Source organism: Phaeobacter sp. CECT 5382 (genome assembly GCF_001457775.1).
Classification (GTDB): Bacteria; Pseudomonadota; Alphaproteobacteria; order Rhodobacterales; family Rhodobacteraceae; genus Pseudophaeobacter.
In genome coordinates, this window is sequence record NZ_CYSG01000012.1 from 58,690 (window position 1) to 85,672 (window position 26,983).

General features: G+C 60.0%; 25 protein-coding genes and 1 tRNA gene. 12 read left to right on the forward strand and 14 right to left on the reverse strand.

From position 1 onward, the window contains the following. Positions 1 to 54: 54 nt before the first annotated feature. The 4 genes from PH5382_RS13450 to paaZ all read right to left on the reverse strand — a co-directional run bounded on the left by PH5382_RS13450 (position 55) and on the right by paaZ (position 4,174). Positions 55 to 131, reverse strand: a tRNA-Met gene (locus PH5382_RS13450). A 127-nt stretch (positions 132 to 258) separates the two neighbouring features. After that, positions 259 to 1,221 (reverse strand): alpha/beta fold hydrolase, encoded by a 963-nt coding sequence (locus tag PH5382_RS13455; protein WP_058334912.1) that lies wholly within the window; start codon positions 1,219 to 1,221, stop codon positions 259 to 261. Positions 1,222 to 1,248: 27 nt separating this feature from the next. Beyond that, the gene (locus PH5382_RS13460; protein ID WP_058334913.1) at positions 1,249 to 2,073 is read right to left on the reverse strand and encodes a PaaX family transcriptional regulator C-terminal domain-containing protein; all 825 of its coding nucleotides are present in this window, start codon (positions 2,071 to 2,073) and stop codon (positions 1,249 to 1,251) included. A 70-nt stretch (positions 2,074 to 2,143) separates the two neighbouring features. Next, positions 2,144 to 4,174, reverse strand: coding sequence for a phenylacetic acid degradation bifunctional protein PaaZ (gene paaZ, locus PH5382_RS13465; protein ID WP_058334914.1), 2,031 nt, complete (start codon positions 4,172 to 4,174; stop codon positions 2,144 to 2,146). 224 nt (positions 4,175 to 4,398) lie between these two features. Here paaZ and paaG point away from each other — a divergent pair, with 224 nt between their 5' ends. Genes paaG through PH5382_RS13485 form a run of 4 tightly spaced genes read left to right on the forward strand, consistent with a single transcriptional unit; the run spans position 4,399 to position 7,568 of the window. Continuing rightward, positions 4,399 to 5,184, forward strand: a complete 786-nt coding sequence (gene paaG, locus PH5382_RS13470) for a 2-(1,2-epoxy-1,2-dihydrophenyl)acetyl-CoA isomerase PaaG (RefSeq protein ID WP_058334915.1) — start codon at positions 4,399 to 4,401, stop codon at positions 5,182 to 5,184. 16 nt (positions 5,185 to 5,200) lie between these two features. Further along, entirely contained in the window at positions 5,201 to 5,626 is a 426-nt protein-coding gene (gene paaI, locus PH5382_RS13475; protein ID WP_058334974.1) for a hydroxyphenylacetyl-CoA thioesterase PaaI, read from the forward strand. Between the two features lie 14 nt (positions 5,627 to 5,640). Beyond that, entirely contained in the window at positions 5,641 to 6,951 is a 1,311-nt protein-coding gene (gene paaK / locus PH5382_RS13480; RefSeq protein WP_058334916.1) for a phenylacetate--CoA ligase PaaK, read from the forward strand. A 20-nt stretch (positions 6,952 to 6,971) separates the two neighbouring features. Beyond that, positions 6,972 to 7,568 carry a TetR/AcrR family transcriptional regulator gene (locus tag PH5382_RS13485; protein ID WP_058334917.1) on the forward strand — a complete coding sequence of 199 codons (597 nt, stop codon included), beginning with the start codon at positions 6,972 to 6,974 and terminating at the stop codon, positions 7,566 to 7,568. A gap of 32 nt (positions 7,569 to 7,600) precedes the next feature. Here PH5382_RS13485 and PH5382_RS19770 read toward each other — a convergent pair whose 3' ends face one another. Both PH5382_RS19770 and PH5382_RS13500 read right to left on the reverse strand, forming a co-directional pair. Then, positions 7,601 to 7,948: a hypothetical protein gene (locus PH5382_RS19770; protein ID WP_156414914.1), complete on the reverse strand. Its 348-nt coding sequence runs from the start codon at positions 7,946 to 7,948 to the stop codon at positions 7,601 to 7,603. A gap of 303 nt (positions 7,949 to 8,251) precedes the next feature. Next, entirely contained in the window at positions 8,252 to 9,109 is an 858-nt protein-coding gene (locus PH5382_RS13500; protein WP_058334920.1) for a LysR family transcriptional regulator, read from the reverse strand. 101 nt (positions 9,110 to 9,210) lie between these two features. Here PH5382_RS13500 and PH5382_RS13505 point away from each other — a divergent pair, with 101 nt between their 5' ends. Both PH5382_RS13505 and PH5382_RS13510 read left to right on the forward strand, forming a co-directional pair. Further along, a complete protein-coding gene (locus tag PH5382_RS13505) occupies positions 9,211 to 10,350 on the forward strand; it encodes a 2-trimethylaminoethylphosphonate dioxygenase (protein WP_058334921.1) in 1,140 nt (379 codons plus the stop codon). Continuing rightward, positions 10,347 to 10,943 (forward strand): (R)-1-hydroxy-2-trimethylaminoethylphosphonate oxygenase, encoded by a 597-nt coding sequence (locus PH5382_RS13510; RefSeq protein WP_058334922.1) that lies wholly within the window; start codon positions 10,347 to 10,349, stop codon positions 10,941 to 10,943. The genes PH5382_RS13505 and PH5382_RS13510 overlap by 4 nt, the downstream gene beginning before the upstream one ends. A gap of 126 nt (positions 10,944 to 11,069) precedes the next feature. On the opposite strand, the gene trpS is transcribed toward PH5382_RS13510, so the two are convergent. Then, on the reverse strand, positions 11,070 to 12,098 hold the full coding sequence (trpS, locus tag PH5382_RS13515) for a tryptophan--tRNA ligase (protein ID WP_058334923.1): 1,029 nt from the start codon (positions 12,096 to 12,098) through the stop codon (positions 11,070 to 11,072). A gap of 183 nt (positions 12,099 to 12,281) precedes the next feature. Here trpS and PH5382_RS13520 point away from each other — a divergent pair, with 183 nt between their 5' ends. Beyond that, the gene (locus PH5382_RS13520) at positions 12,282 to 12,968 is read left to right on the forward strand and encodes a rhomboid family intramembrane serine protease (RefSeq protein WP_058334924.1); all 687 of its coding nucleotides are present in this window, start codon (positions 12,282 to 12,284) and stop codon (positions 12,966 to 12,968) included. A 112-nt stretch (positions 12,969 to 13,080) separates the two neighbouring features. On the opposite strand, the gene murJ is transcribed toward PH5382_RS13520, so the two are convergent. The 3 genes from murJ to PH5382_RS13535 are packed head-to-tail and all read right to left on the reverse strand — an operon-like array spanning position 13,081 to position 18,594. After that, positions 13,081 to 14,637, reverse strand: coding sequence for a murein biosynthesis integral membrane protein MurJ (murJ, locus tag PH5382_RS13525; protein ID WP_058334925.1), 1,557 nt, complete (start codon positions 14,635 to 14,637; stop codon positions 13,081 to 13,083). Further along, the gene (locus tag PH5382_RS13530; protein WP_058334926.1) at positions 14,634 to 17,462 is read right to left on the reverse strand and encodes a [protein-PII] uridylyltransferase; all 2,829 of its coding nucleotides are present in this window, start codon (positions 17,460 to 17,462) and stop codon (positions 14,634 to 14,636) included. The genes murJ and PH5382_RS13530 overlap by 4 nt, the downstream gene beginning before the upstream one ends. Beyond that, positions 17,422 to 18,594, reverse strand: coding sequence for a penicillin-binding protein activator (locus PH5382_RS13535; protein ID WP_058334927.1), 1,173 nt, complete (start codon positions 18,592 to 18,594; stop codon positions 17,422 to 17,424). The genes PH5382_RS13530 and PH5382_RS13535 overlap by 41 nt, the downstream gene beginning before the upstream one ends. Positions 18,595 to 18,704: 110 nt before the next feature. Between PH5382_RS13535 and rsmI the strand changes: the two genes are divergently transcribed. The 3 genes from rsmI (at position 18,705) to gshB (ending at position 21,026) form a co-directional block, all read left to right on the forward strand. Beyond that, a complete protein-coding gene (gene rsmI, locus PH5382_RS13540; protein ID WP_058334928.1) occupies positions 18,705 to 19,562 on the forward strand; it encodes a 16S rRNA (cytidine(1402)-2'-O)-methyltransferase in 858 nt (285 codons plus the stop codon). Between the two features lie 33 nt (positions 19,563 to 19,595). Beyond that, positions 19,596 to 19,982, forward strand: coding sequence for a YraN family protein (locus PH5382_RS13545; RefSeq protein WP_058334929.1), 387 nt, complete (start codon positions 19,596 to 19,598; stop codon positions 19,980 to 19,982). A gap of 96 nt (positions 19,983 to 20,078) precedes the next feature. After that, complete coding sequence (gshB, locus tag PH5382_RS13550; protein WP_058334975.1) at positions 20,079 to 21,026, forward strand: glutathione synthase; 948 nt, start codon at positions 20,079 to 20,081, stop codon at positions 21,024 to 21,026. Positions 21,027 to 21,056: 30 nt separating this feature from the next. Here the strand turns inward: gshB and PH5382_RS13555 are convergent, their stop codons facing one another. The 4 genes from PH5382_RS13555 to cobU form a co-directional block, all read right to left on the reverse strand. After that, the gene (locus PH5382_RS13555) at positions 21,057 to 22,559 is read right to left on the reverse strand and encodes a YifB family Mg chelatase-like AAA ATPase (protein ID WP_058334930.1); all 1,503 of its coding nucleotides are present in this window, start codon (positions 22,557 to 22,559) and stop codon (positions 21,057 to 21,059) included. 161 nt (positions 22,560 to 22,720) lie between these two features. Then, complete coding sequence (locus PH5382_RS13560) at positions 22,721 to 23,410, reverse strand: glutathione S-transferase (RefSeq protein ID WP_058334931.1); 690 nt, start codon at positions 23,408 to 23,410, stop codon at positions 22,721 to 22,723. A 58-nt stretch (positions 23,411 to 23,468) separates the two neighbouring features. Beyond that, complete coding sequence (locus PH5382_RS13565; protein ID WP_058334932.1) at positions 23,469 to 24,050, reverse strand: histidine phosphatase family protein; 582 nt, start codon at positions 24,048 to 24,050, stop codon at positions 23,469 to 23,471. Continuing rightward, a complete protein-coding gene (gene cobU / locus PH5382_RS13570; protein ID WP_058334933.1) occupies positions 24,047 to 24,565 on the reverse strand; it encodes a bifunctional adenosylcobinamide kinase/adenosylcobinamide-phosphate guanylyltransferase in 519 nt (172 codons plus the stop codon). The genes PH5382_RS13565 and cobU overlap by 4 nt, the downstream gene beginning before the upstream one ends. Positions 24,566 to 24,969: 404 nt before the next feature. Between cobU and PH5382_RS13575 the strand changes: the two genes are divergently transcribed. Together PH5382_RS13575 and PH5382_RS13580 are read left to right on the forward strand one after the other, a co-directional pair. After that, positions 24,970 to 25,848, forward strand: a complete 879-nt coding sequence (locus PH5382_RS13575; protein ID WP_058334934.1) for an RNA polymerase factor sigma-32 — start codon at positions 24,970 to 24,972, stop codon at positions 25,846 to 25,848. Positions 25,849 to 25,937: 89 nt separating this feature from the next. Then, a complete protein-coding gene (locus tag PH5382_RS13580) occupies positions 25,938 to 26,825 on the forward strand; it encodes a ChaN family lipoprotein (protein WP_231751877.1) in 888 nt (295 codons plus the stop codon). Positions 26,826 to 26,983 lie beyond the last annotated feature (158 nt).

The window sequence follows — 26,983 nt, forward strand, 5'->3', positions numbered from 1 at the left end:
GCGCATAAGCTGGTTATTCAGGCCAAGCGTGATTTTTTATCTGAGGAGAAGTAGTGGTGGCGGTACAGGGACTTGAACCCCGGACACGCGGATTATGATTCCGCTGCTCTAACCAACTGAGCTATACCGCCACGGTCTGTGAGGGGCGATTTACGGAATGGCGCCTCTGGGGTCAAGATGGAAATGCAGAAGAATTCGGTTTTCCGGAAATTTTTTTCACCGCACTAAGATTTACGGTGTCTTGTCAGGGGCTTGTTTTCATGTGGGCAGATTTTCCAATGTGTCGCGTATGAAGCTCTCACAGATATCGGGGGCGTTGATCGGCAACATGTGTCCCCGCCCAGGCACGATCTGGCAGGGCAGGCCAAAGGCCTCCATTACATGCCCCTGGGCCTTGGCGTCGAGAATCGCATCTGCGTCGCCAAAGAGCACGCGACCTGGTGTTTTCAGCTCTTGGGCGTAGCGGGCTGCCTGCTGATCAATGGCGGGATACAGGAACGAGGCATCGGCAGAGGCTGCAACAAAGCTTTGCGGTCTGAGCCCGAGCGCACCACCGGCCTTGATCAGGAAATCATCGGGACAGAGCTCGGGAGCGAAGATCTGGTTCAGCACTGAGGCCGCCGTGCGCTGCGCGGTGGGCACGGCCACTGTCTGCGCCATCAAGTGACGCATGAGGCTGGAATGCACGATCAGCCCCTTGAAAGCATCCGCTCCCTGCGGCGAGGGGTGGGTAAGTGGCGCAAGGAGGGCCAGCCCGCGAATTTTTTCCGGCGCTTGCAAGGCCATGGCAAGGGCAACAGCCCCGCCCAGCGAATGTCCGACCAGCAGCGGATTAGCGATGCCAAGCTGATCGAGGCAGTCCAGCAGCGCCTGTGCCTGCTCTGGCAGGCGGGCCATGCTGTCGCTGGGCCGGGTGGAATAGCCACAGCCGGGCCGGTCCAGGGCAATGATGCGATAGTCCTGCGCCAGTCGCCCCGTTAGGGCATAGGTGAAATGCTGCAGCTGACCGCTCAAGCCGTGGATCATCACCAAAGGCTGTGCGTCGCGCGGGCCAATGTCGATGTAGTGGATCCGGCCGCGTGCAGTGTCGCAGAACTGTCCCGTCGGCGGCACCAGTGCTGCGGCTTCGCGGGCGAGTTTGCGGGTTTTGATATGCGCAGCCCCAAGAAGCGCCGCCGGGGCGGCAAGAGCCATAAGGGCAAGACTGCTGAGGGCGGACATGACATACTCCGATAAGCTTTGATTTCCCTAGTTGCCGGTCGCAAGGTCCAGGGCAGGCGGGCTGGGCTGTGGCAGGGTGTCCAGCAGTTGGAAAACACGGGCGCGACAGGCCTCACCGAGCCAGTCGTCGGGGTGAAAACTCTCTGGCAGATCGGGGTGCCGCAGGGCAATGCGACGCCAGTGATGCACGATCAGGGTGCGCAGGGTCGCGATTTGCACCGGCGTGATTTCAGTCGCTGACCTCAGCGCGGGGGCAATTGTGGTCAGGGCCTGTTCAAGGTTGCGACAGGATTGCACGAGATCGCCGGGAAACAGCCGTGACTGGAGCCAGCGCGGGGCTTTCAGATCTGAAGCCGTGACCACCAACAGATCCTCAAAAGCCCGTGCAGCGCTGCTACCTCCACTGCCCTGACCCAGTGCTGTGGTGCGGTTTATCGAGGTGTACTGCGGCAAAAGAAGTGCATCTTCGAGCGCGCTTTGCCCACTGCCGTCTTCGGCAATCAACAGATGCCAGGCCTGTGTTGCAGGGGCACTGCGGGCATAGATTCGCGGGGTGACGGCGGCGGATTGGCTGCGGCCGAATTTGGTCAGATAATGCACTGAGACGCGGCCGGAGCGGGCGCTTTCAATCCAGCCATCCTTGCGCAGCCGGTGCAGCGCCACGCGGATGGCTTCGGGTTTGATCCCCATCGGTGTGATGATGCGGGTCAGCGCCCCACCGCTGATTTGGTCACCCGGCTTTTGCGCCAGATCGCCAAACAGCGATACGATGATCGACCAGACCCGCAGATTCTGCGGGTCGTTCAGTTGGGCGATACTGTCTTTGAACCAGTCTGGGGCGTCATGTGTCATAGCTCCAGAATAGGCCGGGCGGACTGGATAGACCAGCCCGCCCGGATAAAGATCTTTGCAATATATGCCTTTAGAAGGCGTTCATGGTCAGAAGTTCGTATTCCGCAACCTTTTCATCATCCTGATTGGTCAGGGTGACATGCCAGCGCACCTCGCCGTATTCTTCGTTGCGCGGCGTCTTTTTCTTTACGCTCAGGCGCACCTTGATGCTGTCGCCAGCCGAAACCGGCTTCATGAAGCGCAGGTTGTCCAGGCCGGTATTGGCCAGCACAGGACCCTCATTAGGTTCCACAAACAGACCAGCCGCAAAGGACAGCAGCAGATAGCCATGCGCTACCCGACCGGGGAAGAAGGGGTTCCGCTTGGCGGCGGCGTCATCCATGTGGGCATAGAAAGTATCGCCGGTGAACGTGGCAAAATGCTCGATATCTTCCAGCGTCACCTCGCGCGAGGGACTGTTGAGGGTCTCGCCAATCGCCAGCTCGCCGTATTTGCGGGTGAAGGGATGCGCCGGAGCCGGGATTTCAGTGCCGCCGGGGACCCATTGTTCGCCGATGGCGGCCAGAATGTCGGGGCTGCCCTGAATGGCGGTACGCTGCATATAGTGTTTTACACCGCGCACGCCGCCCAGCTCTTCGCCACCGCCGGCACGACCGGGGCCACCATGCACCATATGGGGCAGGGGTGAGCCATGCCCGGTGCTTTCCTTCATTGAGGCGCGGTTGTTGAAATAAATCCGCCCGTGATAGGCACCGGATCCCAGCGCAACCTCGCGGGCCACTGCTGGATCATTGGTGATGCAAGACGCCACCAGCGAGCCCTCGCCGCGATTGGCCAGTGCCACGGCATGGTCCAGATCGCGGTAGCCCATCACGGTGGAGACGGGGCCAAAGGCTTCGGTGTCATGTACGCGCTTGGCGGCGTCGGGGTTTTCACAGTGGAACAGCATCGGCGGCACAAAGGCGCCTTTTTCGGCATCGGCACCCTCAACCGCAAAATCATCAGGGTTGCCGTAGACGCGGGTGGCCTCAGTCGCGAGGATCGCGGCCTTTTCCAACACGTCGCGTTTTTGACTGCTCGAGACCAGCGCGCCCATGCGGGTGCTTTCCAGGCGTGGATCGCCGATTGTGGTCTTGGCCAGGCGTGCCGACAGGGCTTCGATTACGGCTTCGGTCTGGGCTTCTGGCGTGATGATGCGACGTACCGCGGTACATTTCTGACCCGCTTTGGTGGTCATCTCGCGGCTGACTTCTTTGATGAACAGGTCAAATTCCGGCGTGCCGGGAATGGCGTCGGGGCCCAGGATCGACGCGTTCAGGCTGTCCTGTTCCGCCACAAAGCGGATGGAGTTTTCCAGAATCACCGGGTTCTGGCGCAGTTTCAGCGCGGTCTGCGCCGAGCCGGTAAAGCTGACAATATCCTGCATGGTGAGGTGATCCAGCATATCGCCCAGACCACCTGAAACCAGCTGCAATGCACCTGCGGGCAGAATGCCGCTGTCGAGCATCAGCCGCACAGCCAGCTCGGTCACATAGCAGGTGGCGGTGGCGGGTTTGACGATAGCAGGCACACCGGCCAACAGGGTTGGGGCGAGCTTTTCCAACATACCCCAAACCGGAAAGTTGAAGGCATTGATATGCACCGCAACACCCTGCAAAGGCGTGCAGATATGCTGACCCAGGAAGGTTCCGTTGCGCGACAGCTGTTCGACCTCGCCATCAAGGTAGACCTTGGCATCAGGCATTTCACGACGGCCTTTGGAGGCAAAGACAAACATGGTGCCGATGCCGCCGTCGATATCGATCATATGGTCCGCTTGGGTGGCGCCGGTCTCAAAGCTGAGATCATAGAGCGCCTGTTTGTGTTCATTCAGATGCGCCGACAACGCCTTGAGCATACGGGCGCGGTCATGAAACGTCAGTGCACGCAGGGCGGGGCCGCCTACGTCGCGGGCATAAGACAGCATGGCCTGCACATCCAGCGCGTCATTGCCGGCCTGCGCCAGTGGAGCACCGGTGACGGCGCTGGCGATATTGCGGGCGCCGGCACCCGGGGCGATCCATTGACCGGCGGCAAAACTCGATACGTCTAGAAGGCTCATGCTCTGTCCTTTTCATCCTGTGGCTGAGGCCTGGTCCTCCGTGGTGAGACGACTCGCCGCGCTGGGGCCTCAAATTCGTATTCAATGATATATTGACCGACCAGTCGGTTTATGCAAGAAATTTGTCAACGGAGTTTTGCAGGGAAGTTTTGCAGGCCGCTTGTTTCTGACTGGTAGTTTCAGGCAGGCGGGCTGCCAGACGGGACTGCACGAGGGAGAGAAAGATGTCCGATTCAATTCTGGTCGCGGATCACAGCACTTGGGTAGAGATCACCCTGAACCGGCCGGATCGGCTCAACAGCTTTAATGATGAAATGCACTATGCCCTGCGCAGCGCTATCGAAGCTGCCCGCGATGGTGGTGCTCGGGCGATCCTGTTGACAGGTGCGGGCCGGGGCTTTTGTGCGGGGCAGGATCTGGGCGACCGCGACCCCAGCAAAATGGACGGTCCACCCGATCTCGGCAATACCGTGCGGACCTTCTATGCACCCCTGGTCAATCTGATCCGCTCGTTGGAGTTTCCAGTGATCTGCGCCGTCAATGGCGTGGCCGCCGGGGCAGGCGCCAATATCGCGCTGGCCTGTGATATGGTTTTTGCCGCCGAGAGCGCCAAATTTATCCAGTCTTTCTCAAAGGTTGGCCTGATCCCCGACACCGGTGGCAGCTGGCATTTGCCGCGCCTCTTGGGCGAAGCCCGCGCCAAAGGCCTGGCCTTTACCGCACAGCCGCTGCTTGCCAAACAGGCCGAAGACTGGGGTTTGATCTGGAAAGCCGTGCCGGATGCCGACCTGATGGAGACCGCCCGCGCAATGGCAGAGCAGCTGGGCAATGGTCCAACGCTGGGTCTGGGGCTGAGCAAACACTGCATTCAGGACGCAGCTGTCGCCACGTTGCATGATCATCTGGAACAAGAGGCCGACGCGATGAAGACCTGCGGCGAAAGCGCTGATTATGCCGAAGGGGTTGCCTCCTTCCTGGAGAAACGCGCGCCAAAGTTCCAAGGTAAATGAGACTGGGCAAATGAGCATGACACCAAAACAACGCGCAGAGAAATCCGCCGCAGCCATGTGGGCCAGCGATAATGCCTCGAAATGGGCCGGGATGGAGATCACCGCGATTGACGAAGGCAGCGCCACGCTGGAGCTGACGGTCGAGCCGCATCACTGCAACGGCCATGGCATCTGCCATGGCGGCGTGACTTTTATGCTGGCCGACAGCGCCTTTGCCTTTGCCTGCAACAGCCGCAACCAATCCACGGTGGCGCAGAGCAACAGCATCACCTTTACCGCCCCCGGCAAGCTGGGCGAGCGGCTGATTGCCCGCGCTACAGAGGTCTCATTGACCGGGCGCAGCGGTATCTACGATGTGACAGTCCAAAACCAAGACGGCCAGATGATCGCAGCCTTTCGTGGGCTTTCCCGCGCGATCAGGGGCCAGTTGTTTGAAGAATAAGTGAGGAGAACGCCATGAAAGATCTGACCCCGAATAAGGCCGACCTCGATGCGATCGAGATTGCCTCGATTGATGAAATCCGCGCGGTTCAGCTCGAGCGGCTGAAATGGTCGCTGCGTCATGCCTATGACAATGTACCTATGTATAAAGAACGCTTTGATGCGGCTGGTGTGCACCCGGATGATTTGCAGCAGCTGTCAGATCTGAGCAAATTCCCGTTCACCTATAAGAACGATCTGCGCGACAACTACCCCTTTGGGCTTTTTGCGGTGCCACGCGAAGAAATCATCCGGCTGCACGCCTCCTCTGGTACCACAGGCAAGCCGACCGTGGTGGGCTATACCGCCAATGACATCTCCAACTGGGCTGATCTGGTGGCGCGGAGCTTGCGGGCTGCGGGTCTGCGCAAAGGCAATATGGTGCATAACGCCTATGGCTATGGGCTGTTCACAGGCGGCCTGGGCGCGCATTACGGCATTGAACGCCTTGGTGCGACTGTGGTGCCGATGTCCGGCGGCCAGACCGAAAAGCAGGTTGGCCTGATCACTGATTTCCAGCCAGATGGCATCATGGTGACGCCCTCCTATATGCTCAATATCCTTGAGCAGTTTCACAAGGTCGGCATGGATCCGCGTGAATGCTCGCTGCAGGTTGGTGTCTTTGGCGCTGAGCCCTGGACCGATGCCATGCGCCGCGAGGTGGAAGCCGCCTTTGATATGCATGCCGTTGATATTTATGGCCTGTCGGAAATCATGGGTCCGGGTGTGGCCAGCGAATGTGTTGAAACCAAGGATGGCCCCGTCATTTGGGAAGATCACTTCCTGCCGGAAATCATTGATCCTGTGACCGGTGAAGTGCTGCCAGATGGCGAAATGGGCGAGCTGGTCTTTACCACCCTCACCAAAGAGGGCCTGCCGATGGTGCGCTATCGCACCCGCGATTTGACGCGCCTGCTGCCCGGCACCGCACGCACGATGCGACGGATGGAAAAGATCACGGGTCGCTCGGATGACATGATCATTCTGCGCGGGGTCAATGTCTTCCCTAGCCAGATCGAAGAGCAGCTGATGGCCACCGGTGGTCTGGCGCCGCACTATCAGATCGAGCTGTACAAATCGGGCCGCATGGATGCGATGCGGGTCTATGTAGAGGCTAACCCGGATGCCACTGATGAGATGTCCAAGACCGCATCCGCGCGGATGTTGACCAAGCGGATCAAGGATATGGTTGGCGTGTCGACGGAGATCATCGTAGGCGACCCCGGCGAGGTCGAGCGCAGCCAGGGCAAGGCCAAGCGCGTCGTCGACAACCGCGATAAAGACTGACCCGGAAGAGAGTTGAGCCTATGGCCCGCACCATTGCAAAAGATCACGACGCCAAGCGCAGCCAGATTTTGAAATCTGCGGCCAAGGTCTTTGCCGAGGCCGGCTATGACCGCGCGTCGATGACCCAGCTGGCGCGCGAATGCGGGATCTCCAAGGCCAATATCTATCACTACTATGACAGCAAGGAGGCCGTGCTTTTCGGCCTCCTTGATACCTATCTATGCGATCTGCGCGATCGGGTTTGCAGTGTCGATCTGAACGGGGTCTCCCCCGATGATCGCCTGCGCCGCGTCGTGGCAGAGGTGCTGCTGGCCTATCAGGGGGCTGACTATGAGCACAAAGTCCAGTCCGGCGCCATGGGGGCTTTGCCGGAAGAGCAGCAAAAGCTGCTGCGCGCCTACCAGCGCGAGATGGTACAGTTTCTGAGCGACACCCTACAGGCGGTGGCCCCCGAGGTGTTTGAAGATGACGCCGAGAAACTGCGTTCCGCCACCATGTCGGTCTTTGGCATGTTGAACTGGTACTACATGTGGAATTCCGGCGCAGGCCCCAAGGCGCGCGAGGACTACGCCGAGCTGGTCGCAAACCTGACCCTGAACGGGGTGCGGGGGCTGTAGAACAATGTCTGCTTTGAGCCCTTTGTTGCCAATCATGTTGCCGATGAAAAACCTTGCCAAACCCAATCGTTCATTACTTTGGCGTTCAGACCGGGCCAATACGCCCGCTTGAAACTGCAGTCCCACTCTTCCCAAAAAACGATTTGAAGTTGCTCTTTCTCTCCATTCGATATGGCACGAATAGCGGCGTAGAAACCTTCAAACATGAAAGAGCGTGTATAATGCTCAACCTCTTGCAAGGGCAGTGAAAAGTCGTGGTTCTCCTCAGGTTCATTTGGATAAACCCAATAAACTCGGCAGGATGGGTTACAATCTGACAAGTACGAAAGAATGGGAGCAAGAAACTTTTTCACGGCATTTTCAAATTCAGGATTGGACAAGCTTTACTCCTTCGTAGAGAGAGCAAGATGCAGGTCACTATCAATGAAAGTCAACGACTGCTTCGTCCGCATAGCTACCCATTAAAGTCTGCAGTAATCGGTCCATGCGCCAATTGCCAAAGCCTAAGCTTTGGCAGCGCCCGAACCGCCCCCACGGGGCGGGCGCTTTGCTTCCCACCCCTCGGTTCGGACGCGGTGATTTTCTGAAAAATGTTTAAAAGCAGCACAGTTCGCATAGTGGCTTTGGCAAAGGCCTGATTTGTCGTCATTCTGGTTGTGTGCCTTTAGGAGCGCTTAGACGCGCTATCTCGTCAAAGATGTGCGTAGCGCTTCCCATTGCCGTCGCGAGATGCGCTCTTTGGAGGCCAATAGCCAGTAACTTTCGTGATGGGGCATCACGGCCTCGCCGACCCGCGCCAACACGCCGCTGTCCAGATCCGTCTGACACAGAGGCAGCGAGCCGAGCAAGACACCCAACCCGGCGCGGGCCGCTGCCAGGGCCGAGGCAAAGGTGTCATAGCGCAGGGCGGTTGGCGAAGTGGTTGGCTGGCCAGTGAATTCGCGCCAGTTGCGCCAGCTGGGGCGGGGCCCCGAGACCGAGAGCCGCGGCAGATCGCGCCAATCCTTGGTGGTGTGCAACAGAGCGGGTGCCACCATCGGCGCGATGCGTTCCTCAAACAGGGGCGCCTTGTAGAGGCCCGGCCAGTCACCAGCGCCATAGCGGATCTTGACGGTGCCATCCTCCTCGGCGGCATCGCCTGACAGCACCATGGTGTTGATGGTGATCTCGGCACCGCTGGCCGCCAGCAAGTCGGCTAGGCGTGGCGTGATCCAGTGCTGCACGATGGAGGAGGAGGCAGAAATCACGATCTTGTTGCGCCCGGCGCCAAACAAGGCTTCGGAACTGTCGCGCAGAGAATTCAGCGCCGCCTGCACATGCGGCAGCCAGGCCTCGCCTTCGGTGGTCAGATGGATGGCGCGGGTCTTGCGCACAAAGAGCTTGGTGCCCAGCTGGTGCTCCAGATTGCCGATGCGCTGGCTGATGGCGGGCTGGGTCAGGCCCGTTTCGCGCGCCGCTGCGGTAAAACTGCCCAGCCGCGCGGTGGTTTCAAAGGCGCGGACCCATTCTAGTGGTATCGAATCAAATTTGGAATCACTCATAACGAAAACCGAGGCTCATGTGGGATTTTGCTAATTTGATTTTATAGGGGGGAGGGGGGAGACTGTCACCCGTGAATAGATCAGCTAGGACCTTTCAAGCGATGACTTCCGTATCCCTCTCCCCTAATGGCGACTTCCTGACCCTTGACCTGAAGGGCCAGCCACGCCGTTTTCATGCCATCTGGCTGCGCGACAATGCCCAGGATCCAGAGACCCGCGCGCCGGGCAATGGCCAGCGCCTGCTGGCCCTGCGCGACATTCCCGCCGACACCCACTTGGTGGCAGCAGAGATTGCAGGCGACACCCTGCGCGTGAGTTTTGCCCCCGAAGACAAGACCGTGGAGTTTGATCTCAGCTGGCTGGTGGCCAATGGTTATGACAAAGCGGCCCCGGCGCAGATCGGCTGGGTTCAGGATGAAATCACCCCCTGGAACAGCGATTTGATGTCGGATGTACCGGTGGGTGATTTTCAACAGCTCTCCAAGGGGGGCGCCGCCCTGCGCGACTGGCTGGGCAAGGTCAACCGCTACGGCTTCGGTAAGATTGAGAACGGCCCGACCGAGGATGGCGCGCTCTTTACGGTTGTCGATCTGTTTGGCTATGTACGCGAGACCAACTATGGCCGCCATTTTGAGGTCCGCACCGAGGTGAACCCGACCAATCTGGCCTTCACCGGCCTTGGCCTGCAGGCCCATACCGATAACCCTTATCGTGATCCGGTACCCTCGATCCAGGTGCTTTACTGCCTCGAAAGCTCTGCCGCCGGGGGGGAAAACATGGTGGTGGATGGTTTTGCCGCCGCCCTGCGCCTGCGCGAAGAAAACCCTGCGTATTTCGACGTGCTGGCGAAATACTGCGCCCGTTTCGAATATGCCGGCGACGCCGATACCTGCCTGCGCGCGCGTCGCCCGATGATCGAGCTGGCCCCCGATGGAGAACTGATCGGCGTGCGCTTCAACAACCGCTCCTTGGCGGCCGTCAATGACGTGCCCTTTGCGGAGATGGCCACCTACTATGCCGCCTATCGCCGCCTTGGCGAAATCATCGATGATGAGGCGATGGAGGTCACATTCCGGCTGGAGCCGGGTGAAAGTTTTGTCGTCGACAACACCCGCGTTCTGCATGCTCGCAAGGCCTATTCCGGTGCCGGCACCCGCTGGCTGCAGGGCTGCTACGCTGACAAAGACGGGCTGCGGTCCAAATTCGCAGCACTGTCTGCACAGTCAGGGGTGAAACCATGAGCAAGCCAGACATCGCCAGCCTCGACAGCAGCAATATCGTTGATTTCCTCGGCTCGATCTTTGAACGTCGCGGCGGTGAAGAATACCTGGGCGAGCCGGTCACCATGGGCGAGCACATGCTGCAAGGCGCTACCATCGCAGAACAAAACGGTCAGCCCGAAGAGATCATCGTGGGGGCACTGCTGCATGATATCGGGCATTTCACGTCCGAGTTCGGCACCTACCATCCGGATGATACCGAGGATCGACATCACGAGGACGCCGGCGCCGAAGTGCTGGAGCAGTTTTTTCCCAGCGTGATCACCGATTGCTGCCGCTATCACGTGGCCGCCAAGCGCTATCTTTGTGCCACCAAGCCGGAATATTTCAAACGGCTCAGCCCGGCTTCGGTTCATACGCTTGAATTACAGGGCGGACCAATGAATGCCGGTGAAGTTGCAGAATTTGAGCAAAACCCCAACCTGAAAGAGATCATTGCGGTGCGCTACCTCGATGAGGCAGGGAAACGCGAGGGCATGGAGACGCCGGATTACTGGCATTTTGCCCCAATGGTGCAGCGCATGGTGGATCGCCACATCGCCGCCGCCTCGTAGCAGACGCCTACAAGACCAAAACAAGCCCACTCATTCGAAACTAAGCCCACTCACAAAAACAATAAAGGCCGCCCAAGTTATCTTGGGCGGCCTTTGTTATTTCGGATAGACAGGTTCTGTCTGGAATCAGACCTCAACCGGCGGCACCATGCCGACGATCTCGTAGGTCTGGCGCAGGATCGGTGCGGTGATGGCGCGGGCGCGCTCGGAGCCGCGGGTGAGGATTTTGTCGATCTCATCCTGGTGCTGCATCAGGCGGGCCATTTCGGTAGAGATAGGCGCCAGTTTTGCCACCGCCAGATCCACCAGCATTGGCTTGAACTCAGAGAATTGCTTGCCGCCAACGTCGGCCAGAACCTGATCGACCGTCTGCTCATTGAGGGCGGCAAAGATATTAACCAGGTTGCGCGCCTCTGGGCGCTCGTCCAGACCTTTGGCCTCGGATGGCAGGGCGTCAGGGTCCGTCTTGGCCTTGCGGATCTTTTTGGCGATGGCCTCGGCATCATCGGTCATGTTGATGCGGCTGGCATCTGATGCGTCGGATTTCGACATCTTCTTGGCGCCATCGCGCAGCGACATAACACGAGTGGCAGCCCCTTCAATCACCGGTTCGGTGATCGGGAAAAAATCAACGCCGTAGTCGTGGTTGAATTTGGCAGCGATATCGCGGGTCAGTTCCAGATGCTGCTTCTGGTCTTCGCCCACAGGGACATGAGTTGCGTGGTAGACTAAGATGTCAGCCGCCATCAGCGCCGGGTAAGCAAACAGGCCGAGCGATGCATTCTGCGCGTTTTTGCCGGCCTTGTCTTTGAACTGGGTCATGCGCTGCATCCAGCCCATGCGGGCGACGCAGTTGAAGATCCAGGCCAGCTGCGCGTGTTCCGGCACCTGGCTTTGGTTGATCAGGATGGATTGTTCCGGATCGAGCCCGGCGGCGATGAAGCCGGCGCAAAGCTCGCGGGTGGACTGCATCAGGTCCTTTGGGTTCTGCCAGACGGTGATGGCATGCAGATCGACCATGCAATAGATGCTCTCGACATCGCGGGCTTGCCAGTCGACAAACCGCTTCAATGCACCAAGGTAGTTGCCCAGGTGCAGGTTGCCGGAGGGCTGAATGCCGGAAAAGACGCGCGGCGTAAATGTCGTATCGCTCATGAGGGCGAAACTCCCGTCTGGAATTATGATCCCTAGTCGCTTACCCATGGGCCAGCGCAGGGTCAACAGGGCAGCCAAAATAGGGCCACACCAGTGGGCGGGTTGTAGAAACGGGCGAAAGCCGGTGCCTGACCGATACGAGGCCGTTAAAAGACCCGCGAGCAGGTCAAGGAGCAAAATGAAATGAGTGATGATCCGAACCTTTCTCCGGTCAACCCCCTGCCGCCGGCAGTGGTGGCACTGGTGCTGGTGATCATGGGTGTCGAGGCGGCGTTCTCGTTGGGGATGCGCGGCATCATTGGTGGCCCCGAGGCGATTGGCTGGCGGCTGGAGGCTTTTCAGTCCTACGCGTTTTCTTCGGAGATCTTCTGGTGGATGGTCGAGACCGGGCAATGGCCCGTGGAGCATCTGATCCGGTTTCTGTCTTATGCCTTTGTGCATGGGGCCTTTACCCATGCGCTGTTTGTCTGCGTCTTCGTGTTGGCCATGGGCAAGATGGTCGGAGAGGTCATGGGCGATCTGGCCATGGTCCTCATCTTTGTGTTGTCCGCTGTTGGTGGCGCGCTGGGGTATGCGGTCTTTCTGAATGCGCCGGTGCCGCTGATCGGTGGCTTTCCCGCCGTTTATGGCTTGATCGGTGCCTTTACCTATATCCTGTGGCGGCAATTGTCGCTGGTCGGCGCGCAACAAAGCCGGGCCTTTTCGCTGATTGCCTTTCTGATGGGCATACAGCTGATTTTCGGGCTGTTGTTTGGCGGGCAAAAGGACTGGGTTGCGGATCTGTGTGGTTTTGCCACCGGCTTTGGGTTGTCGTTTTTTCTGGCGCCGGGTGGCTGGGCGCACATTCGCAGCAACATCCGGCGCGACTAAACAGAGAAAGGGGGGGCTCCCGCCCGTCTTGCGGCATTGAAAATGCCACATCCCGTTGGGCATGGCGCCGCGCTGACGCGCGGCGCTTGGCGTTTGGGGCAACTGATTTGCCCTAGTTGGCTGGGGGCTTCCCCCGGCGCAGGCTTGATTTCAGCTCTGACAGGGAAAAGGCCCCAAGGATCTGGCCAGTGCCAAAAAAAATCACCCCGCCTGCAAGAACAAGCCCGAACAGGGCCAGATAGCGCCAGCTTGGCAGGGTGAAAACCCAGCTGAACTGTTGCACGCCGAGGTACAGAACACCCCCCATCACCAGAGCCGCGATGAGCGCGCGCAGGGAACGCTGATAGAAGCGGGTGTCAAAGCGGGCGGCCTCTCCCATGCGTCCAGCCCCAAGCCAGAGCAGCGCCACCATAGCCCAGCCTGCTGCCGACGCGGCAATGGCCGGGGCCACCCAGCCGACCAGAGGTTTCAGCCCAACTGCCAGTGCTGCATTCACCACCATGGCAAACAGCGCATAGTAAAATGGGCTGCGGGTGTCTTCGCGGGCAAAGTAAAGCGGTTGCAGAACTTTTTGCAGGATGAACGCAGGCAGGCCCGCACCATAGATGGCCACAGCGAGGGCGATGGCGGCGACGTCCTCGGGGCCGGTGGCGCCGCGCTCGTAGAGTACGGAAATCAACGGCAGGGGTACCGCCATGAAGGCAACCGCTGAGGGCAGGGTGAAGACCAGCGAGAACTCTCCGGCGCGGGACAGGGCCTCACGCGCGCCTGTGTCATCGCCACCGCGCAAGCGCCGGGTGAGATCCGGCAGCAGCACAATGCCCACCGCAACGCCGATAACACCGAGCGGCAGCTGATACAGCCGGTCGGCAATGAACAGCCAGCTGACCGCGTTTTCTATATCCGAGGCAACCAGTTGCCCGACCACCAGATTGACCTGCGTGACCCCCATGGCCAGAGCCGCCGGCAAGGCGACACGCATTAGCCGCCGCATTGCTGGGTTGATACGCGGAAGGCCAGGACGCAGGTGAATCCCGGCCCGACTGGTGGCGACCCAGACCAGCGCCAGCTGCGCCACACCGGCGACCGGAATGGTCCAGACCAGCCAGGTGATCACCTCGCCACCCAGAGCGGCCCCAAGAACCATGGCCCCGCAGGCCAGGATATTGAGCATCACCGGAGCAGCTGCGGCGGCTGCAAAGCGGCCGGTGGCGTTCAGCACACCGGAAAACAGGGCCGCCAGCGACATGAACAGAATATAGGGAAAGACCACATGGCCATATCCCACGGTGAGGTCAAAGCGCGCATCGCCCTGAAAGCCTTCGGCGGTCAACCAGACCAGCGCAGGCATAAAGACCATGCCAAGGCCAACCAGAGCCAGCACGGCGCAGGCCAGCAGGTTAAAGGCCTCCTGGGCAAACCGCTGCGGATCCTCGCCGCTTTCCAACCGTTTGGAAAACTGCGGCACGAAGGCCGCATTAAAGGCGCCTTCAGCAAAGAACCGGCGAAACATGTTGGGCAGCCGGAAGGCGGCAACAAAGGCATCAAGAACCGGGCCGGGGCCGATATAGGCCGCGATCAGGATTTCGCGGGCAAAGCCGAGAATGCGGCTGGTCAGAGTCCAAAAACCGACGGTCATGAAGCCCGAAAGCAATTTTACAGGTTTCATGAGCGCGCCCGTTTGGCACCTTCAGAGATGGCCTCGCGCAATTTGCGCTCCAGGGCGTTTTGCTTTGACAGCGTGTGGTATTTCAAACCGAACATGTCCTTGACGTAAAAGGTATCCACCACCTGTTCGCCATAGGTCGCAATCACCGCATTGGCGATATAGACATTGGCGTCGGCCAGAGTGCGGGCCAGATCATAGAGCAGCCCGGTGCGGTCGCGGGTGTCGACCTCGATGATGGTGTAGATCTCAGAGCCTTCGTTATCAAAGGTGATATGGGTCGGCACCTTGAAGGCCTTTTCGCGCTTCTTGATCTTGTCGCGGGACACCAGAGCCTCGCGGGTGATGACTTCGCCCTTGAGGGTTTTCAGGATCATCTGGGTCAGCCGCGGCAGGCGCGAAGCCTCAAACGGATGGCCCTCGGCGTCCTGGATCCAGAAGGCATCGGTCACATAGCCATCCTTGGTGGTATAGCTGCGGGCATCGACCACATTGGCGCCAACCAGGGCCAGTGCGCCCGAAACACGGGCAAAGATGCCGGGGTGGTCTGCCATTACGAAACAGGCGCGTGTGGCGTCGCGATCATCGTCCGGATAGAGACGGATCACCACTTCGCCGGGGTCATTCAGCGCCTCGAGGTCTCGCAGCATTTCGGCAAAATCAACATGTGCGGTGACATGTAGTCCCTGCCAGTAGGGATCATAGTGACGAGAAGTTTCGCGTTTCAGATCTGCTTTGGGCCAGTCGGGCAGGGCGGCGCGCAGCGCCTTTTTGGCAGCGGCACCGCGATGTTCGCGGTTCAGGGCCTCCATGCCGTTGTCCAGCGCCTCGCGGGTCTGGTTATAGAGCGCGCGCAGCAGCGCCGCTTTCCAGTTGTTCCAGGTGTCCGGGCCAACACCACGAATGTCACAGACCGTGAGCACCAGCAGCAGATCCAGCCGTTTCACCGATTGCACCGCTTTGGCAAAACCGCGCACGGTACGCGGGTCGGCGATGTCGCGTTTTTGCGCCATATCCGACATCAGCAGATGGTTGCGCACCAGCCATTCCACAGTTTCGCTGTCGGCCTTGTTCAGCCCCAGGCGCGGCGCCACCCTGCGTGCGATCTGTGCGCCAAGAATGGAATGATCCTGCTCGCGCCCCTTGCCGATATCATGCAGCAGCATCGCCACCAGCAGGACCTTGCGATTAAGCCCCTTGCGGATCACCTCCGACGATAGCGGCAGTTCGTCTTCCAGCTCGCCCTTCTCGATGGCGGTTAGGTTGGAAATCACCTGAATGGTGTGCTCGTCTACGGTGTAGGAATGATACATATTGAACTGCATCATCGCCACGATGGGTCCGAACTCCGGGATAAAGGCGGACAGCACACCGAGCTCATTCATCCGACGCAGGGCGCGTTCGGGATTGCCGTGCTTCAGCAGTAGGTCCAGAAAAATGCGACGGGCTTCCTTGTTGGCGCGCATCTCGTCGTCGATCAGATCAAGATTGGCAGTCACAAGACGCATGGCATCCGGGTGGATCAGCATGCCTGTGCGGAGGGCTTCCTCAAAAATCCGCAGCAGGTTCAGCTTATCCTGCAAGAAATCGTCAGGGTCCGCCACGTCCAAACGGTTGTGAATGACCTTGTACCCGGGTTTAACTTTGGGGCGGCGGCGAAAGATCCGTTCCAGCAGCGGCGCGCCCTTTTGCTGGCTGGCCTCCAGTTTTGTCAGCAAAATTCGCGTAAGATCGCCAACGGTCGTCGCATAGCGAAAATAGTCCTGCATGAACAGTTCCACCCCACGCCGCCCGGCGCGATCTTTGTAGCCCATGCGGCTGGCAACTTCGACCTGCAGATCAAAGTTGAGCTGCTCTGTTGGGCGTCCGGTGACCAGATGCAGATGCGACCGTACTGCCCAAAGGTAGTTCGCAGCCTTGGCAAAGGTGTCAAATTCTTCTGGGGTAAACAGACCCAGCGGCACCAGTTCGGCGACGTCTTGCACCTGATAAAGATATTTGGCGATCCAGTAGAGCGATTGCAGATCCCGTAGCCCGCCTTTGCCCTCTTTGACGTTGGGCTCCACCATGTAGCGTTCGCCCTGTTTCAGATGTCGGGCATCGCGTTCGGCCAGCTTCGCCTCGACAAATTCCTGCGCATCGCGCGAGAAAAGATCACTGCGCAGGCGCTCTTCGAGCTCCAGTGCCAAAGCGTGATCGCCAATCAGAAAACGCTGCTCCAGCATAGCAGTGCGAATAGTAAAATCTTCGGCGCCCAGACGGATGCAATCCTTGATGGTGCGGCTGGAGTGTCCGACCTTGAGCCGCAGATCCCACAGGATATAGAGCATCGATTCAATGACGCTCTCGGCCCAGGCGGTTATCTTGTAGGGAGTCAGGAACATCAGATCGACGTCTGAGAAAGGCGCCATCTCACCCCGACCATAGCCGCCGACCGCGATCAGGGCGATACGTTCGCCAGAGGTCGGCGTGGCCACCGGATGCAGATAGGTGGTGGCAATGTGGAATGCCGTCATCACCAGGCCATCGGTCAGATAGCTATAGGATTGGGTCAGGGCACGGGCCGCAAAAGGTGCCTTTGCAAAGTGCTCGGCAATGGCTGCACGACCCGCCTTGTTGGCGGCCTGCAGCAGGGTCACGCATTCACCGCGCAGCGTGCTGTTATCGACATCCTGTGCCAGGACAGCGATCTGCGCCTCGATGGCAGTGCGGTCGAATATGGTCTGTGCGTCGCAGATCAGCCCCTGCTGGAGCTTGGGCTGATCTGGAAGGGCGGTCAGGCTCGGATCAGAATCCGGCGCCTGAGAAGCTGCTGGGGGCTGAGTCAATGACGACCACCTTCTGTTCTTTGATCGTTGCAATGGCCAGACCGCGGTCATTGGTGCCATCGGGGCGGAGGCGGAAGATACCACCGGTGCCTTGGAAGCCCGCGCCCTGGGTCAGCGCGGCGGCGGTTAGAGCGTCTGATTTTCCGGCACCGACCAGGGCACCAATCGCGGCGATACCGTCATAGGCAAGACCACCAATCGAATGTGGTGCCCCGCCATAGGCGGCTTCATAGCGATCACGGAAAGTTTTTGCCTTGCCGGGGTCGGGCATAGCGAACCAACCGCCCTGAACACCGGGCAGGGACAGGGTCTGTGCAGGCACATCCCAGCGGGTCAGACCGATATACTGCACGTCCGTGGGTTTCACGCCGGCTTCGGGCAGCAGCTGCGTCAACAGGGGCAGGGCACCAGCGGTGGTCGCGGTCAGAAACAGCGCATCGGCGCCATCGGCACCGGTGGCGTTGCGGATCTGTGGAATGGCGTTGATCACGCCTTTTTGCGACAGCTCATAGCCGACGCTGCCAGTGATGGTCACGCCCGACTGTGCTGCTGCATTGCGGATCGCGGACTGGCCAGCAAGCCCGGCGGAATTGGTGCCGCCAGCGATCAGGATCTTGGTTTTGCCCTGTGATTTGGCATAGCTGGTCAAGCGACGGGCCGTGTTGTCAAAGGTTGGCCCGAGAATGAAAACATTGCCCCCGGCAATCGAGGTGGTGTTGGAAAAGGCCAGAACATTGACGCCCTTGCGTGCGGCTGCAATGCCAGCAGCATTGGCGGCTTCGGCATAGACCGGCCCGAGAATGATCCGGGCACCGGCTTCAACTGCTTCGGTGGCGGCAGCGGCGGCGCGGGTGGGATCCCCTGCGGTATCATAGATGCGCAGGTCAATCTGTACGCCCTGCAAATCGGCAATCGCCAGACGGGCCGCGTTTTCCAGGCTTTGCGCCAGTACGCTATCGCCAGACTGGGAGGATCCGCGCGGCACCAGCAGCGCCACCGGAACAGGTTTGGAGGTATTGATTGTGGGACCGCCGCCAATAGAGATCGGATCACAGGCGGCCAATGCAAATGTCGAAATCGCCGCAACGGCTGTCAATGTTGCCTTGCGGGCCCGTTTGAAAACAGCAAACATAATGAACTTGAAACTCCCCTTGTCCGGCATGGTGTCCGGCCTGTTGTCCGGCGTACAGCACCGTGTTGGTTCAGGGGCAGATAATAAACGACCAAAAAGGCGGGTCCAGCGTGAATCATCAGATCGTCAATTTGTTGCCGGGATTGTATTTTGTGGCAACACCTCTGGGCACGGCGCGCGACATCACGCTGCGGGCTCTGGATGTGTTGGCCTCGGCGGATCTGATCGCCGCCGAAGACACCCGGTCCCTGCGCCGCCTGATGGAGATCCACGGGATTCCCATGCGCGATCGTCATGTCATTGCCTATCATGACCATAGCGGGGCGGCTGCGCGGGGCAAATTGCTGGCTGCACTCGCATCCGGGCAAAGCGTTGCTTATGCTTCCGAGGCAGGTATGCCGCTGATTGCCGATCCGGGATACGGGCTGTCAAAGGCGGCTGCCGAGGCCGGGCATCTGGTGACCTCGGCACCGGGGGCGACAGCAGTGACCACGGCGCTGGCACTGGCTGGCCTGCCGACGGATGCGTTCTTTTTTGCGGGATTTTTGCCCAATGCCAGTGGCGCGCGCCGCAAACGGCTGGAAGAGGTCCGCGCCATCCCCGGCACCTTGGCGTTTTACGAATCGCCCAAACGAGTGGCGGCTTCGGTGGCCGACATGGCCGACATCCTGGGCAATCGCCCCGCAGCACTCTGCCGCGAGCTGACCAAGAAATTCGAAGAGGTACGCCGCGCTCCCCTGCAGGAACTGGCTGCCAGTTTGGTTGAAAAACCGGTCAAGGGAGAGATCGTGGTGTTGGTGGACCGGGCCTCTGCCCCGGAGGTGAGCGAAGGCGATATCGAAAGCGATCTGCGCGCCGCGCTGCAGGACAACTCAGTCAAGGACGCGGCGGCCATCGTGGCCGAAGCTCATGAGATGCCGCGCCGCAAAGTCTATCAGCTGGCCCTGAAATTGGCCAAGGAAGACTGAAGAAGGAAACACCAAGAAAGGACGCCTTACGCCATGCCCGAATCACGTAGCATCACTGGCCTGCGAGCACATCTGGCGGGCGGGGCGGCCGAAGAGCAGGCCGAACGCGCCTATCTTGCGCGTGGCGCCAAGGTTCTGGAGCGACGTTGGCGCGGCGAAGGCGGCGAGGTTGACCTGATCGTGCGAGAAGGCGACGTTGTGGTCTTTGTCGAGGTGAAATCCGGGCGCAGCCGGGACGCGGCGCTGGCGCGGATCACGCCTGCGCAGATGCGACGGGTACAGGCCTCGGCAGGCTTGTATCTTGATCGCGAACCGGCAGGTGCGCTGGCAGGTGCGCTAAGCGAGGCGCGCATTGATGTGGTGCTGGTCTTTGGCACCGGTGAGGTCGAGATCCTGGAGAACGCCTTTGGTCAGGGATGACGCCGGAGATCTGTTGCGCCACAGGTTATTGCACGCGACATATTGAACCCGCGCCGCCGCTGCGCCATCTATGGCGAAACCAAAAGGGATACTGCCATGAAAATCGCCTTCCAGATGGACCCGATCATGGGCGTGGACATCAACGCTGACAGCTCTTTCCGCCTCGCCGAAGAGGCGCAGGCCCGAGGTCATGAGCTGTTCTTTTATGGCCCCGACCAGCTGGCCTATCAGGAAGGCCGCATCACCGCGCGTGGTCAGGACATGACGGTGCAGCGGGTGGCAGGCACGCCTGCCGTTCTGGGCGAGATGCGCGAAGTGGATCTCGCCGATTTTGACGTGGTCTGGCTGCGTCAAGACCCGCCATTCGATATGCATTACATCACCTCAACGCATCTGCTGGACCGTCTGAAAGACGACTGCCTAGTGGTGAATGACCCTTTCTGGGTGCGCAACTACCCCGAAAAACTGCTGGTGCTGGACTTCCCGGACCTGACGCCACCCACTGCGATTGCCCGCGATCTGGACACGATCAAAGCCTTCAAGGCGCACCACGGCGATATCATTCTGAAGCCGCTCTATGGCAATGGCGGTGCGGGGGTGTTCCGGCTGGACGCGAATGACCGCAACCTGACCTCGTTGCACGAACTGTTCACCGGCTTCAGCCGCGAGCCTTTGATTGTGCAAAAATTCCTGCCTGATGTCAGCAATGGCGACAAACGGGTAATTCTGGTCGATGGCGAACCTGTCGGGGCCATCAACCGGGTACCTGCCGCAGGCGAGACCCGCTCGAACATGCATGTGGGGGGGCGGCCCGAAAAGATCGGCCTGACGGATCGGGATCTGGAGATCTGCGCCGCCATCGGTCCGTTGTTGAAAGAAAAAGGTCAGGTCTTTGTCGGCATCGATGTGATTGGCGACTACCTGACTGAAATCAACGTCACCTCCCCCACCGGTATCCAAGAGCTGGAGCGGTTTGACGGTGTGAATATCGCCGAAAAAATTTGGCTGGCCATCGAGACCCGCGCCGCTGCCCGAACAGCATAGGGTACTTGCTGTAAAAACAGATTCACAAACTCATGCGCTCAGACGAAAGCTGAGCGCCTCTGCCACATGCGGGCGTTGGACCTGATCTTCCTGCGCCAGATCGGCGATGGTGCGCGACACGCGTAAAACTCGGTGATAGCCGCGGGCGGTCAGGGAAAACCTGTCTGCGGCGCGGCGCAACAGATCGCGGCTGTCAGGGTCCAGCTGCGTGGCCTGCTGCAAGATCTCGCCTTCGGCATCGGCGTTTTGCCAGACCTCGGGGCTGTCGTGGTAGCGTGCAGCCTGCATGTCACGCGCCTGCGCCACACGGGCCGCGACCTCTTGCGATCCTTCTTGGCTGCCGGGCAGATCAAGATCCGAAACCGCTACGGGCGGCACTTCGATGCGCAGATCAAACCGGTCCAGCATCGGGCCCGAAATGCGGCCCAGATAGTCCTCGCCGCAGGCCGGTGCACGGGCGCAGGCGCGGGCGGCATCGGCCAGATAGCCGCATTTGCAGGGATTGGCCGCGGCCACCAGCATGAACCGGCTGGGGTAACGGATATGCGCATTGGCGCGCGCAATCATCACCTCGCCGCTTTCCAGTGGCTGGCGCAGAGTCTCCAGCGCCACGCGGTTGAATTCCGGCAACTCATCCAGAAACAGCACACCGTTGTGAGCCAGGCTGATCTCACCGGGCTGGGCCCGCCGCCCACCGCCGACGATGGCCGCAACTGAGGCGCTGTGATGGGGTTCACGAAAGGGACGGCTACGGTTGATGCCACCGTCTTCGATCAAGCCACACAGGGACTGGATCATTGAGGTTTCCAGTGCCTCGCGAGGCGACAGCTCTGGCAGGATCGAAGGAAGGCGTGCGGCCAACATGGATTTCCCCGATCCCGGTGGGCCAACCAACAGAATATGATGCCGTCCGGCGGCGGCGATCTCCAGCGCGCGTTTGGCCTGTTCCTGGCCCTTGATGTCGCGCAGATCCCGCAACCCCTGCGTCTGGCTGACTTCGCCGGGCTGGGCGCAGGCCAGTGGTGCTTCGCCGGTGAAATGGCGCACAACGTCGCTAAGGCTGGCCGCGCCAGTAACCAAGGCATCCCCCGCCCAAGCTGCCTCCGGGGCGGAGGCTTTGGGGCAGAGCAATTGCCGGTTCTGCGCTGCCGCCGACATGGCGGCGGGCAGGGCGCCGATCACCGGCATCAGCAGCCCGTCCAGCGACAGCTCGCCCAAGGCGATCGTGTCGGCGATGGCCTCGACAGGGATGATGTTGATCGCCGCCAGCAGCGCTAGCGCTATGGGTAGGTCGAAATGACTGCCTTCTTTGGGCAGATCCGCAGGCGAAAGATTGACCGTGATGCGTTTGGCAGGCAGCGCGATGGACATGGCGGCAAAGGCAGCGCGCACCCGCTCGCGCGCCTCGCTCACGGCCTTGTCCGGCAGGCCGACGATGGCAAAGGCCGGAAGGCCTGCGATCATCGAACATTGCACCTCAACCGGGCGCGCCTCTATGCCCTGAAAGGCAACCGTGTGGGCGCGGCTGATCATCGTAGGTTATTCTCCTGTTCAAATAGAAGAAAACCATAGGGATCGTGGTATCGGAGTCGTTAACGATCTTACTTGCTGGCCTGATTTTATGTGGATTTTTCGCAGGGCCTTCAGGCAGGCCATTTCTGCGGGCCGGGGGCCCACCCCCATCCCGCAGGCTGTCAGAGCGGAGCGATCGGCCAGGGCAGGCGCGGCAAATCAAGTGCATAGGGTTCCGGGTCATATGAGACCTCGCGCGCCTGCTTTTGCCAGCGCAACACGGCGGGATCCGACATTAGCAGCTCGCAATAGGCGCGGGTTTCGGGGCGCACTGGCAGGTCGTAGCCGATGATCCGGGCCGCCACCGGCGTGTAAAAGACATCCGCTAGGCAATAGTCACCAAAAAGATAGCCAGTCTCGCTGCCGGATAGGTTTCGGGCGTGGGCAAACAACTGCTCGATCCGGGCAAGATCCGTGAGTACGGCATCAGAAGGGGCAAAGCCCTGCCAGACATGCGACAGCTGCATGGGGCAGTCACCGCGCAGGGCGGAAAATCCCGCGACCATTTCGGTGCACAGCCAGCGGGCGGTGGCGCGCAGCGCTTCGGCGCGCGGCCACAGACCTGCAGTTGGGTGCTGCTCTGCCAGGGTCTCTGCCATGGCAAGGCTTTCGCCCACCACCAGCCCCTGATCCGTTTTCAGGGCTGGAACCAGTCGTGCCGGGGTCAGATGCGCCATGTCCTGCGCCATGGTGCCAGAATAGAGGCCGACGAAACGGGTCTGATGCGGGATTGCAAATTTTTCGAGCATGAGCCAGCCGCGCAACGACCAACTGGAATACATGCGATCACCAATATAAAGTTCATATGTCATGATCGCAGGCTAACAGTGGCGCGGAGGTGGAAAAATCTACAATTTGTGCGCCGGTGCATCACGGTAGGTGATTGATACCTGCGCTGCTCCAGCGCCCTTTGGCAAAGTGCAGCTCGCTGACCGACAGATTGTCGATGCGGTGGGAAAAGGCAGCCTCTGCGCTGAGACCCTCGGCGCGTTGGATCTGGGTCAGGATCTGGCCGAAATGGCCGACGATGACCAGATCCTGGCCTGCATGGGTCGCAAGCAGCTGATCCACGGCATCATTGACGCGGGCGCAGACCTGGTTCCAGCTTTCGCCACCGGGTGGTGTGGTTTCGCCGGGGGTTTCCCAATAGGCACGGATGCGGGTGGGGTCTTCGGCGTCGATCTCCTTCCAGCTGCGCAGCTCCCAGGCGCCGAAATGGATTTCGCGTAGGGCTGGCAGATGTGGCAGTCGGCGGCGCGCGCCCTGAATGGCGCTGGCGGTGTCAACGGCGCGGATCAGATCGGACGAGACCACCAAGGCTTCGGGCGGCAGATGTGCTTTGAGGCGGGCGATTGCGGCAGTATCAGAGAGATCGGCCGGCAGATCGGACCAGCCAACCATGGTTTTGGCATGGGTCGGGCCATGGCGCACCAGAAACAGACGCGAACTCATAGCGTGCCTTTCAGAACCAGTGGAAGGCCAGCCGTGACCTGGACCACGGTATCGGCGCGTTTGGCCAGCACGATGTTGAGCCGCCCCTGCGCCTCGCGGAACCGGCGCGCCAATGCATTTTCCGGCACGATGCCCAACCCGGTCTCGTTCGAGACGATCACCAGCTCGGCAGTGCAGGCGTCGATCGCCTGAACAAGGGCGGCCTGAGCAGCGTCGATATCAGTGCCGGCCAGCAGGTGATTGGTCAGCCACATGGTGGCGCAATCCATCAGGCAGATCTTATCCTGTGTCAGATGCGGCAGAACGCGGGATGCGTCCAGAGGTTCTTCATAGGTGGTCCAGCCCTGCCCCCGCTGCAGCAGATGGCGGTCGATCTTAACTTGCATCTCTTCATCAAGTATTTGTGAAGTCGCCCAGTAAGATTTTGATTTCCCTGCGTTAACGCAGATTTCTTCGGCGAATGCGGACTTGCCCGAGGCTGCGCCGCCCAGAATGAATGTGACAGGTGCCGACAAGTTCTTTAGCCTTAGTTATGAACGGTTTCGCCATTCTGCGTACCCGCTGGAACGCCCCAAAACAAGGGCGAAGGCGGCGCAGGACCTTCATTGCGACCGCGACCTGTTCAAACCGGCGGCTCTGCAATCCTGGGCGGCCAGAACAAGGCAGCTCCCGTAGGTGCGGGTGGCCTTTCGTTTGATCACAGGTCTTACAACGCCGCGATAGTGATCGGTGTTGATACTGCGGTGGCTGACATAGCAAGAGGCGAGACTGTGCCGTGGCACAGCGCTGCGGAATTGCGGGACGACCGGCAAGACCACATGGGCCTTTGCGTGTGACGCTATTGATGGCTTTGTAACAAACCTAAAACTGCCTGCCGACTTTTTCCGCGTTTTCAAGACGACAGATTCCGGGGGAAACAATGGCGCTTGACCACATCACTGCAAACCCACTGCCGAAACAGGCGATGAAGGCTGAACTGCTGGATGCCGAGACCGAGCGAGCACTGGCCTATGCCTGGCGCGACGAACGGGACGTGCAGGCGCTTCACCGCCTGATCAATGCCTATATGCGGTTGGCGATCTCGATGGCGTCAAAATACAAACGTTATGGCGCGCCGATGAATGACCTGATCCAGGAGGCGGGACTGGGATTGATGAAAGCGGCGGACAAGTTCGACCCGGATCGCGGGGTGCGGTTTTCCACCTATGCGGTCTGGTGGATCAAGGCCTCGATCCAAGACTATGTTATGCGCAACTGGTCCATGGTGCGCACCGGGTCGACCTCGTCGCAGAAATCGCTGTTTTTCAATATGCGCCGGGTGCAGGCGCAACTGGAACGTCAGGCCGATGTTGAAGGGGACAAGCTGGACAAACACCAGCTGCATCAACAGATCGCCAGCGAGATTGGTGTGCCGCTTCGGGATGTGGAAATGATGGATGGCCGCCTTTCGGGCGCAGATTTTTCACTAAATGCCGTCCAGTCTAGCGAGGCCGAGGGGCGTGAATGGATTGACGCCCTGGAAGACGACAGTATCCAGGCGGCCGAGCAGGTCGAGGGCGATCACGACCGGCAGCAACTACGCAAATGGCTGGTGGAGGCGATGCAGGGGCTTAGCCCGCGCGAACGCTTCATTGTTGTGGCACGCAAACTAAAAGATCCGCCGCGCACCCTCGAGGATCTGGGGCGTGAGTTGCAGCTGTCAAAAGAACGTGTGCGCCAGCTGGAGGCGGGTTCTTTTCAGAAAATGCGAAAAACGCTTGAAAGACGGTCCCGTGAGGTGCAAAACCTGCTTTCATGAGAAAACTTAGTTTTTTAGTCGGAATTGAATCCGCACTGTCGTTCGCAAAGTCCCCGGTCGCCTCCCTGTTAGCGCCCCCGGCAGTGTCCGTGTCAGCCCTGCTCTGGGTGGCGGGCTTTGCCCTGTCAGTCCCTTTTACCCTGTCAGTCCCGACTGTCGCGCAGGCTGTGGAAGCCGCGACTAAGCCCCATGATGGGGTGGCTCTGGGTCAAGCGGAAGTCGCGGGGTTGGCTGAACAGCTGGCCCAAAAGCTGTCTGGTGCGGATGTCATTGTCTTGGGCGAGGTCCACGACAATGCTCAACACCATGCGCTTCAGTCGCAGCTGGTCCAGGTCCTGCAGCCATCTGCCGTTGTCTGGGAGATGATCACGCAGGCGCAGGCGGAGACCCTCACACCGGAACTTTTGCTCAGTTCTGAGCGGACTGCGCAGGCGCTGGACTGGGATACATCGGGCTGGCCGGATTTTGCGCTCTATGCGCCGGTGTTTCAGGCGGCAGCCAATGTTCCGCACTATGGTGCGCTGGTGCCGCGCGCTGCATCACAGGCCGCGCTGCAGGCGGGGGTTGCCAGTCATTTCGGTGCTGATGCCGCGCGTTTCGGTCTGGACCGGCCCCTGGCAGAGGCCGAGCAGGCCGAGCGTGAAGCGGACCAGCTGGCCAATCACTGTAATGCCATGCCTGCTGAGATGTTGCCGATGCTGGTTGATTTTCAACGCCTGCGCGACACCAGCCTTGCTGCGGTCGCCGAGCGGGCATTTATCCAAAAAGGTGGCCCGGTGGTGGTGATCACCGGCAATGGCCATGCCCGCACGGATCGCGGCCTTCCGGTCTACTTGTCCAGAGCTGCACCGGATCTGGTGATCCACAGCCTCGGTCAGATGGAGGCGGGGCAGATCAGCGGGGTCTTTGATCTTTTGGCCAATGCGCCTGCTGTTGACCGTCCGGATTCCTGCCTGGCATTTTCAAACAGCAAATAGCCAGCGCAGCTCCCCCGCTGTCTGACTGCCCCGGCGAGTTCTGCGATGCCTGTGGTGGGTGGATCCGCAAAAGCGTTTCACACTTTGCTGCGCAGGCGGTAGGGTCGCTTTTGACTTCGGGGCCTGGCTACAATTGGGCCCAAAGAAGATCGGGGTGG